At 39.1% G+C, this 9,891-nt stretch carries 9 protein-coding genes and 1 pseudogene; 3 read left to right on the top strand and 7 right to left on the bottom strand.

What is annotated here, in order from left to right; genetic code table 11:
- Positions 1-8 precede the first annotated feature (8 nt).
- Complete coding sequence (locus AB7E63_RS07870) at positions 9-233, top strand: DUF2007 domain-containing protein (RefSeq protein ID WP_006341758.1); 225 nt, start codon at positions 9-11, stop codon at positions 231-233.
- Between the two features lie 29 nt (positions 234-262).
- Here the strand turns inward: AB7E63_RS07870 and AB7E63_RS07875 are convergent, their stop codons facing one another.
- From AB7E63_RS07875 to AB7E63_RS07900, 6 genes and pseudogenes are all read right to left on the bottom strand, one after another.
- Positions 263-760, bottom strand: a complete 498-nt coding sequence (locus AB7E63_RS07875; protein WP_006341759.1) for a hypothetical protein — start codon at positions 758-760, stop codon at positions 263-265.
- Positions 761-860: 100 nt separating this feature from the next.
- Entirely contained in the window at positions 861-1,739 is an 879-nt protein-coding gene (locus AB7E63_RS07880) for an SDR family NAD(P)-dependent oxidoreductase (RefSeq protein WP_428419136.1), read from the bottom strand.
- 450 nt (positions 1,740-2,189) lie between these two features.
- Entirely contained in the window at positions 2,190-3,479 is a 1,290-nt protein-coding gene (locus tag AB7E63_RS07885) for an NTP/NDP exchange transporter (RefSeq protein ID WP_006341763.1), read from the bottom strand.
- A gap of 141 nt (positions 3,480-3,620) precedes the next feature.
- On the bottom strand, positions 3,621-3,827 hold the full coding sequence (locus tag AB7E63_RS07890; protein ID WP_006341764.1) for a hypothetical protein: 207 nt from the start codon (positions 3,825-3,827) through the stop codon (positions 3,621-3,623).
- Between the two features lie 83 nt (positions 3,828-3,910).
- Entirely contained in the window at positions 3,911-5,215 is a 1,305-nt protein-coding gene (locus AB7E63_RS07895; protein WP_036746359.1) for a hypothetical protein, read from the bottom strand.
- A gap of 180 nt (positions 5,216-5,395) precedes the next feature.
- A pseudogene (locus tag AB7E63_RS07900) lies at positions 5,396-6,465 on the bottom strand (protein kinase domain-containing protein).
- A 192-nt stretch (positions 6,466-6,657) separates the two neighbouring features.
- Between AB7E63_RS07900 and AB7E63_RS07905 the strand changes: the two are divergent.
- Complete coding sequence (locus AB7E63_RS07905) at positions 6,658-8,034, top strand: TolC family protein (protein WP_006341767.1); 1,377 nt, start codon at positions 6,658-6,660, stop codon at positions 8,032-8,034.
- Complete coding sequence (locus AB7E63_RS07910; protein ID WP_006341768.1) at positions 8,031-9,308, top strand: multicopper oxidase family protein; 1,278 nt, start codon at positions 8,031-8,033, stop codon at positions 9,306-9,308. The genes AB7E63_RS07905 and AB7E63_RS07910 overlap by 4 nt, the downstream gene beginning before the upstream one ends.
- Before the next feature lie 282 nt (positions 9,309-9,590).
- Here AB7E63_RS07910 and AB7E63_RS07915 read toward each other — a convergent pair.
- A partial coding sequence (locus AB7E63_RS07915; RefSeq protein ID WP_428419139.1) for a transposase occupies positions 9,591-9,891 on the bottom strand: 301 nt, incomplete at its 5' end.

Raw genomic sequence — 9,891 nt, forward strand, 5'->3', positions numbered from 1 at the left:
TGATAACTATGAATAATTTTGTTTGCATCTATCGGACTTTTGATATTGTTCAGGCAAATTTGATCAAATCCCATTTCGAAAATGAAGATATCCTTTGCGTTCTAAAATCAAACGATGCAAGTGGGATTCTTCCTCATCTTGGTTTTAGCCAAGGGGGAATAGAAATTTTGATCCATGAGCAACATTTAGAAGATGGTCTAAACATTCTACAAGAGATTACCATTAAGCTTTAATAATATAGGGTCGACATGGCCCTTCTATTCTAATCTTTTGGACTCTCATTTTTATCCTTTTCTAAACAGATCTTAATCATTCCTTCGTAAAAAACGGTCAAATCTTTAAAAGCCCCTCTGCTTTTTTTATAAGTACTAAAATTTTTCAGTACAAAAATTTCGATCATGTTGATCATTTTTGACATAGGAATAGAATAATTTTCTGCAAGCGACCTCACATATTGTCCTTTTGGCATCATCCCTATTGAAAATTCTTTCGAGGCATGCACGATATAAGACCGGACAACATGCTTAGCAAAGCTTTGTTTATTAACAAAGATCACTTGCCTCTCTCCATTAACAATGGCCTGAAATTTTAATGCAAAGCCAAATAAAGACATCGCCTTAGCCATCAAACCTGTATGAATTTTGAAAGAAGCTCCCTTTAAAACTAATTTATTGGGATCGCCGTTTTCGTGATAAAAAGGAATGTCATAATTCGAACTAATAATATACGCCCTGCCATTTGAAATTTCTACGCTTCTCATACTGTCTCACGAAATTGTAGTTTTAAATCGGTCAAATATAATATTTCTGAAGAAATTTCACTATCTCAAAATGATTGAAGCAAAAGGCTGGCCGAATGATTCAAGAATAATGTGCACTATCCCCTGCAGTCACATCGTAGGTAGCTCCCGATACCATGCGAGCAGCATCCGAGGATAAGAAGACGACAACTGGAGCAACATCTTCTGGCTCAATCCAAGGAACTCCAAGTGGAGTTTTATTGGCCAAGATTTTTTTAGCAATATTTTCATCAGCAAAGCTGCCCGTCGGCTCTTTTCCAGCATCTTCCAAGATTTGCGCGTACCTTTCCTCATGCCGTGTCAGAGGTGTATTAATTAAGCCGGGAACAACAGCGTTCACTGTAATTCCATACTCGCCCAATTCTTCTGCCGCGGATTTCATAAGTCCAATGATCCCCCATTTAGAGGCTGAATAAGCTGCTCCGTACTTTGTTCCATGTCGACCTTGTGTAGATGTCGTGACAATAATCCGTCCGCCTCCTCTTTTAATTAGATAAGGAGCAAAAGTGCGAATGACATTTGCTGTACCCGTCAAATTCACATCAATATGCGTCTGCCAATCTCGATCATCCATTTCAAGCAAAGGCCTAAATTCTTGAATACCCGCATTTGCAAAAACGATATCCACCCCCCCAAATTCTTTTTCTATATGCAAAACAGCTTCTTTAAGAGCTGATAAATTTCTTTGATCAAGCTCCATACTCAGCCAACGGCTTCCCTCTTTTTTAACCTCTAAACCCGTCTCAATCAAATCTTGTGGAGTGGAAGCATCGACTCCTGAACGTGGACAAACCGGCCCGCAAATGTCGATTCCGATCACATGTGCCCCTTCTCGAGCAAAAGCAACCGCCGTTGCACGACCAATTCCACGGGCAGCTCCAGTGACAACAGCAACTTTCCCATTTAAACACTTTCCAAAGCCTAGAATTGGCTTAACCATATGCATTCCTTAAATGAATCAAGAGTTAATAATTAAATGTTTTTTTTCATCTTAGGATGTAACAAAGATATTTCTCAATCGAATAAGAAAAGCTTTTGGGCAACATGACTTCATTCACATCTCAGGTTGTGAATTTTATAGGCACTCAACCAAGTTTGGTCTAAAAGTTAAAAAAAAATTAAGTACCTTTCAAACTTCAATCTTTTTCCTGAATCTCTTTTTGTTGATTCTTCAACAAGTCAATGTGAAGCTTCTTCATCTTCTAGAGATTTTTTAGTCCTTAGGTCATCACACAAATAATCACACATCTCTAGATCAGTGCCCCATGCTGAAGCAGTAGAAGTACTGCGCAACGAAGCTTAAACTTTCACAAAAAGAAAGGGAAGGATGCAAGAAAGCCACTCCAAAAACCAAAGAAAAGAAGATTGAAGTCTAACAAGAACTGTCACCTTATTTTTCGAAATACCCTTTTTCGGCTTGATTGGCCAAACGCCAGCCGAGCCAGCCAGAAGCTGCAGCTAACCCAGCCCAGATCAACCCAAATCCCGCGACATTGACACCTAAAGCTCGAAATCCATTAATGGATAGCAGAGATAAAACGTCCCCCGCCCGCCAAACAACCGTATCCACCGCATTTTTCCCCTTATAGCGTAAATCACGCGGAACAAGTGTATAAAGCGTTTCACGTGCGGGCTGGATCATTCCATGCACAAGCGCACGAGTCAAAATCAAAACGAGCGCCAAATAGGGCATTGTACCAAAAATCGGCGCATAAGGATTGACTAGAACCATGATTAAACAAGCACAAACAACGATGACTGTCCAGATGGCAAACACAGCCCCTGCTCCATAACTCACCAATAACCAACGCGTGGTTGTCAGCTGCACAACCACCTGAATGATATTTGACGAGAGGTCCATATTACTAGCAAACCGAGTCTGAGCAACCGCATCATTTGGAAAAGCTGCTCCTGAGTAATCTGTAATCAAAGCATAAGCAACTGTTCCGATAGCATCGTTTAAAAGCATCATAAGTGCCATGTACCCGATGAAAGGATTGGTAAAAATTTGCTTTAAACCATCGAGCATCCCCCCACCCACAGCGGCCTCACTAGCCACTTCATTTCTATGAAAGCCAAATTGATGCGCCCAATTCCCTAAAATAATCACACATAGAACAGCTATAAGCAGTAATCCCGCTGAAACAGCAAGTAACAAAGGCAGCCTTATGACCTCTACAAGAGTACGCGTAATCATTGGACCAACCACAGCTCCAAGCGTTCCACCTAAAGCGATAATAGGAAACAAGCGCCGGGCTTGAGCATCACTCCAAATGTCTGTCATAAAGCTCCAAAATACCGATACCACAAACAAATTGAATACACTGACCCAAACAAAAAAAATGAGCCCAAAAGACTGAGCTGAAAGCCAGGCTTGATGACCAAATAAGGGAATAAAAAGGAGCTGGCAAGCAATGAAAAATAGATTAACTACTGGCATGATCACACGGCGCGGCCAACGAGAAACTAACCAGGCAAATAATGGAGTTAATAGAAGCATCACGATAAAAGTCGCAGCAAAAAACCCTGGTAATTGAGCCGAGCCCACTTCTGCCGCCAGCTGATCTCGTAATGGGCGCATGATGTAATAAGAGCCTAGCACGCAAAAATAATAGATAAAGGAGAGAATAACCCCATACCACTCTTCAATTTTTATTTTTCTATCGAGATCATTTTTCATTACTAACCTGTCAATGGAAATGGATGAAGCGTTAACGTTCCTTTATCAAAAATGTCATATGGTTAACATGGAAAAATAAAAAAGAATGATAAAAAAGAGGCAAACTTCCCAGTTTGCCTCTCTGAACAGAGATTATTTGTGCTAAATCTTTGTACCTAGATTTGACAAATTTCTACGTCCTGCTTTGCCTGTTGCTTCGTCCACAACCCCTTGAGCTGCTTGTTGACGAAATGCTTCTTCTTGTTGTGTCTGTATTTGTTGAGCAAGTGCTTGTTGGGTGGGTCGTAGTTGTTGTAGTGGCAGGATTAACGTTTTGAGCTGATTGCGAAGACTGTACAGAACTTGCATTATTATTTAACTGACATATTTTGATTTCAATTTCAATTAAAAATTTTACTAAAAAATTCCCTTTCCCATCCATGTTTCTCTCTCTAATACCCTCTATCTTTGCTCTTTTTTTGCATCCTGAACACACTGAAAAAAAAGAATATAATCACGATAAATTTGTCTTTTTCCCATAAAGACACCTCTTCACGGATTTTTGAAACCCCAGAAGGGACGTCTTCTCTCATATGGCGCAAACAGCTCATTAAAAAAGGATAATCGGCATGTGTTTCATTAAAATGCTGTTGAAGAAGCTCTTCCGCTAAATCCCATTGCCTATCCTGAAAGTAAGCTCGAATTTTTAGGTGAATCAATTTTAATTGATGCTCAGGTTGTAATTCATGTCTTTTGATCAATGACTTAGCTGTCTTAATCACAACATTGGTTTGCCGCAACAGCAGAAGTTCATTAAGAATATGAAAAACAGGTCGCAAATGCTGAATCGACAATTTCCAGGGGAGTTCTGATAAAAATGAGAGGCGGATATCCTCTTTACGATGAATGTTTATCGCCTCTTTTATCCATCTCAAATGTGCAATCGCTTGAACACCTAAAAATTGCTGCGATAGTATTTCTATTTTTTTCCGAGCACATTCCCAAAAACCTAATTCAATCAATGCCATGAGACCTTGTTCGAAGAGCGGCAGCAGGGTGGAAGCCGAGCTTATTAATGCAATTAGAATTTCATCAACTTGTTGCGATTTGGCAAGTAAGAAGGCTAAATGGATAGCTAGAGACTGGTATTGATATGCGTCATCCGCCTCTGCTAACTCAGTTTCTTCGATAAAATAAAGGGGTTTTAAGCGGTGCTTTAATGATCTGAAGAGATTTTTAAATTTTAATAATCGCTCTGTTGGAAGACAGATTAGAGCGATTAAAATAAACTGACCATGCTTTTGAGCATCAAAAATAGTCTCACGGATGCGGTCTTCCAAATGTTGTTGTAAAATGGCAATCAGAGGGTGATGCGAAAAAGCTGTTAATCCCTTTGTAAAAGCCTGCATTTCTTTTTCTAGATCATTAAGCCATTGATAAACAAGGGTATGCCCTAAGTATCCCAAAGGTGCAGCAGATGTCGCTAGCAACTTCTCAAATATCCTTAAAGCTTCCTTAACTTTTGAACTTTCATGATTTTTTGCTTCTTCCAAAAGCGTAATTCCGGCCATAAAAATCGCTTCATTTCCTATCTCAAAATTGGTATCTACGCTCTTATATTTTTCCAAAGCAGCTTGATACTGATGATGAGCTAAAAAATAATTTCCTAAGCCTAATGGATCCTCTGCAAAATATTTGCAATCCACAAAAAGTTTGATCTCATCAATAAAATCAGTGGAAGACAAATATAACCCCATGTGGGTGCCCTTTTGAGGTACATAATGCGCATGGGAGAGAAGAAGTCTATCATTCACATAAAGACATAAGCTTTCCTTAGTATTTTCTATGCGAAATTGATAAGTGACTTCTCTCTTGAGAGAGACCTCTGGATTTTTAAAAACAAGCTTAGGTAAATGCCAGAGCTCAGCTGACTTATTCTAGTCATCACAAGAGATCCAGATGAAGTCGCAAGCATTGAAATTTTCTTTTTCAGGAGCTGCTATTCCAAGCAAAAAACCGATTCCATCCGAATCTTCATTGAGCTGAATCTGAGCTTCTAATTTGCTTTCCGTAAATAAAGGCTGAGAAATCACCAAGGATTTTACATGCCCAGCGATCGAAATTTCCTCTTTAATATCCCATACACTTGTTTCCATATCTGCAATTTGAATCCATCCTGGGCGCATCTGCAAATACATTTCGAGTGCTTCAATGATTTCTTCGACAGACTGGTATCTTTTCTCAGGGCTTTCAGCAAGACATTTCATGGCCATTTGGGATAATAGAGGTGGAATGTGCCGATTTACAGAAACGTACACAGGATCTACAAGACTCTCTTTGTACATGTTTTGGTAATATTCATGGAGATTTTCTCTATGAAATGGATAACGTAGAGTCAAAATCTCATAGAGAATTAACCCTAAAGCATAAACCTCACTTTGAATAGAAGGGGATCCTCCTAAAGCAACCTCAGGAGCTAGATAAATGATTGTTCCAGCAATAGTCTTTGTTTTTTTATGTGAAGACTTGATTTGTTTTGTCGAAATTGCCAATCCCCAATCGAAAACGCGTATATCTCCAAAAACTCCGATCAACACATTGGATGGTTTTAAATCGCGATGAAGAATCTCTTTTGAATAGGCATAGGCGACAGCTTGACAAATTTTAAGAAAATAGTGAACGAATGTGGTTACACTATGTTTGGCATTTAGCGGAAGTCTGTCGATTTCTCTTTGTTGAGCACTTTTTATCAATTCTTTAAGTGTTTCACCTTCAATATAAGGCATGGTGTAATAGACTTGATCCTTTTCATCACAATCGAATAAATGCTAATAATAGAAGAATGGGAAAGCTCCGAAGTAAGGTGTGCCTCGTTTAAAAATTGCTTATAATAATGTGTATTTTTACTGGTTTTAAAAAGACGTTTTAGAGCAACTTTGCGTTTGTTAACAGGATCGTAAACAAGAAAAATGTCCCCTTTTTCTCCTTGATTAATGCTTTTTAGCACCTGATAGGGGCCAATTTGAAATTGGACGTCCTCTGTGTTAGTTCTAAAACCATAAATTCCTTATAATAGATAATTTTGCAACCTGTTTGCAATATATAAAAGTTTTTTAAATTTTCTAATAGTTCCCTTTACAAAATTGTGCTCTCTTTGTATGGATTACCCCATAAACAGAAACGCATGGAGTTAATCTGAGTGGCAAGCTTTTGTTACAATCTTATTCCTATAGCCATCTTATGCCTCGTTTTTGGCTGCCAAAAAATACAACGATCAGATGATGTGTTTGTTTCATCTGCACTCGAAAGACGTCTCGATAAAATTGTGACTTGGAATCACAAAAGGGATCATGCCAGTCAAATTGAAGAAAACATTCAGAAGCTTCTCCAGGAAGAATTAACCGTTGATGTAGCTGTACAAATAGCTTTGCTCAATAATCCTAACATCCAGGCAACGTTTGAAGAAATTGGCATTTCGACTGCAGACCTAATAGAAGCAGGATTATTTTCTAACCCCTTTTTTGATCTTTTCGTCCGCTATCCTGATAAAAGAAAATTTGTGCCAGATATTGAATATTCCATCACAGCGAGCTTTATCGATCTCTTTCTCATTCCCCTGCGAGTAAAGGTAGCAAAAGTCGAGCTCGAACAAACTACGTTAAGAGTGACTAACGACATTTTAGATTTAGCTTTTGATGTGGAACAAACCTATTACGAGTTGCAAGCCTTTCAACAGGATCTCAAGTATACTTTATTGATTGTTGAATTGCTGTCCATTCAAAATGAAATTACCCTCCGTCAGAGAAATGTTTATAATATTAATCGTCTTGATTTCCAACTCATACAAAATCATTTCTTAGAATCAAAGCTAGAATTTGCCAGGGTTCAGAACGAAGTCATTCGATTAAGGGAGAAATTAAATCGATTGCTCGGTTTTTTTGAAGAACCGCAATGGACCATATCTACTGATCCTCCCCCTATCAATTGTAAAGGCTATCCAATTGGACAATTGGAAAGCACAGCTTTTAGTGAAAGGCTGGATCTACAAATGGCCCGCTTTGAAGTTCTGCGCTTATGCCAAAAATTAGGCATTAAACAATGGTGGGTGTATACAAACGGTCGAATCGGAATTTGTGGTGAAAGGGATCCTGACGGTCTAGATACACTTGGCCCGGCTTTCTCGGGGGAAATCCCCTTATTCAATTATGGACAAGCGGCACGGATGCGTCTTCAAGCAGAATTGCGACAGGCCCAAGACAGATTAGCTAGCTTAGAAATTCAGATTCTATCTGAAGTCCGCGAAGCACATAAACTAATCTTCAATAACTTAAAAATTATTGAAGATTACAGAAATCGGATAATCCCCACACAAAATCAAATCCTAGTCTCTTCAGAAGAACTCTATAACGTTATGGGGCTTGGCATTGATCGCCTCCTAGAAAATAAACGACAACAAATACTCGCATTTCGCCACTACATCCTCGCATTACGCAATTATTGGATGGCAAGAGTTCAGCTTGATAGAGCTTTAGGGGGCAAACTCTACAAAATTTCGAACTGCGGTGATACCAAATGAAAACCCATCTCATTTTTTTCACTTTCCTGTTCATTCATTCATTATGCGCTCAGTCTGTTATCACACCCAATGTCGCCACTTTACCTTGGATAATGGATGGAGATGTCAAAGTTTTTCATTTGATCGCCGAACCCATACGCAGAGAATTTGCTCCGGGATTTTGGGTTAACTGTTGGGGATATAATGGATCAAGCCCAGGCCCTACCATCGAAGCTACAGAAGGAGAAAAAGTTCGAATTTATGTAACGAATAGGCTTAATGAACCTACAACAGTCCATTGGCATGGCATTATCCTTCCAAATGGAATGGATGGGGTGACAGGACTCAACCAAAACGCAATTCAGCCTGGCCAAACTTTCAAATATGAGTTCACACTCATACAAAATGGAACCTTTATGTACCATCCCCATTATGATGAGATGACTCAAATCGCTCTTGGTATGATGGGATTTTTTATTATCCATCCAAAAGTACAGGAAGAACCTTCTGTCGATCGCGATTTTGCTATTTTTTTACACGAATGGCGGATTCCAATGGGAACAATGACTCCTATTCCTTTTGAAATGCTAGATTTTAACATTTTTACCTTCAATAGTGTGCTTTATCCAATGACTGAATCTTTGGTGGTAAAAACTGGAGATCGAGTGCGAATTCGCCTAGCAAATGTCATGATGAATAGTCATCCCATTCACCTGCATGGACATGAATTTACAGTCACAAGAAAAGGAGCTAAAAGATTGCCCCTCTCGGCTCAGTACACTGAAAATACTGTTAGCGTAGCCCCCGGAGAAACACGAGATATAGAATTTATTGCCGACAATCCTGGAGATTGGGCCTTTCACTGTCACAAATCTCATCACATCATGAATCAGATGCAGCATGACCTTCCAAATTTAACTGGAATTAATAAACGAGGAATTGAAGAACGTATTCGAAAATTTTTCCCAGATTTTATGGGGCTCATGAACATTAATGGCATGGGAGAGATGTTTGAGATGCAAGGCGCTCATCACATGAAGTCTCCCGCTAATATCTCACCGATAGGAAATCCAGGTCCTTTTGGCGTAATTGAAATGGGTGGTATGTTCACAATCTTTAAAGTAAGAAACCATCTCACAAGCTATTTAGTTCCGGATTGGTATCAACATCCACCTCATACAACAGCTGAAGCTGTGCATGCCGATGAAATCCCTCCTCAACTCCGCGAAATGGAAAGATCCGAAAATTGGATGCAAAGCAATCCTAGTGGGAGCATGAGAGGACAGATGCATTGAAATACTTGGCCCCCCAATTGAGCTTGCATATAATAATAGTATTTCAATTGGGCAACGTCAGATCAACTTCTAAAAAAACCTTTATTTTTTGAGAACTTAACGCAATGATATATTCTGCAATGGATCAAATCTAATGCTCGCAGGTCCTGCAACAGCTATACAGTCAATAGCCTATAATACCATTATAGGGGGCTTAATGACTACTGCATATACAGTACCACTGGGAGATATTGTCAAATGTTGTGTTTTGAGCATTTAGTAGCGCATCCAATTTTTTAAAAATTAAGCTGTGTATTTCATGTTAAAGACTTCTTCCCCATCTTTAAACTGCACACCAAAAATCAGTTTGCTAATCAACTCATGACCTTTTAATTTTCGCCATCGCTTTTGCGCTTCCATTGAAAGCTTGTAAACCATGGCAAGTATAGCTGTTCTGGACCCACAGCCTTTGGTTTGTCGTGTGCGGTGCCTAATAGTTGCAAATGTTGATTCGATTGGATTCGTTGTTCTTATATGTTGCCAATGCATGCCTGGAAAATCATAAAAGCTAAATAATTGATCTTTGTCTTTTTTCAAACATTCA

The sequence above is a fragment of the Parachlamydia sp. genome (assembly GCF_050255895.1).
Lineage (GTDB): Bacteria > Chlamydiota > Chlamydiia > Chlamydiales > Parachlamydiaceae > Parachlamydia > Parachlamydia acanthamoebae.

Bases quoted from the DNA above. Each gene is read 5' to 3' on its own strand.
- AB7E63_RS07875 (WP_006341759.1), bottom strand. From the start codon at position 760: ATGAGAAGCGTAGAAATTTCAAATGGCAGGGCGTATATTATTAGTTCG.
- AB7E63_RS07890 (WP_006341764.1), bottom strand. From the start codon at position 3,827: ATGCAAGTTCTGTACAGTCTTCGCAATCAGCTCAAAACGTTAATCCTG.
- AB7E63_RS07910 (WP_006341768.1), top strand. From the start codon at position 8,031: ATGAAAACCCATCTCATTTTTTTCACTTTCCTGTTCATTCATTCATTA.
- AB7E63_RS07880 (WP_428419136.1), bottom strand. From the start codon at position 1,739: ATGGTTAAGCCAATTCTAGGCTTTGGAAAGTGTTTAAATGGGAAAGTT.
- AB7E63_RS07895 (WP_036746359.1), bottom strand. From the start codon at position 5,215: ATGGGGTTATATTTGTCTTCCACTGATTTTATTGATGAGATCAAACTT.
- AB7E63_RS07870 (WP_006341758.1), top strand. From the start codon at position 9: ATGAATAATTTTGTTTGCATCTATCGGACTTTTGATATTGTTCAGGCA.
- AB7E63_RS07885 (WP_006341763.1), bottom strand. From the start codon at position 3,479: ATGAAAAATGATCTCGATAGAAAAATAAAAATTGAAGAGTGGTATGGG.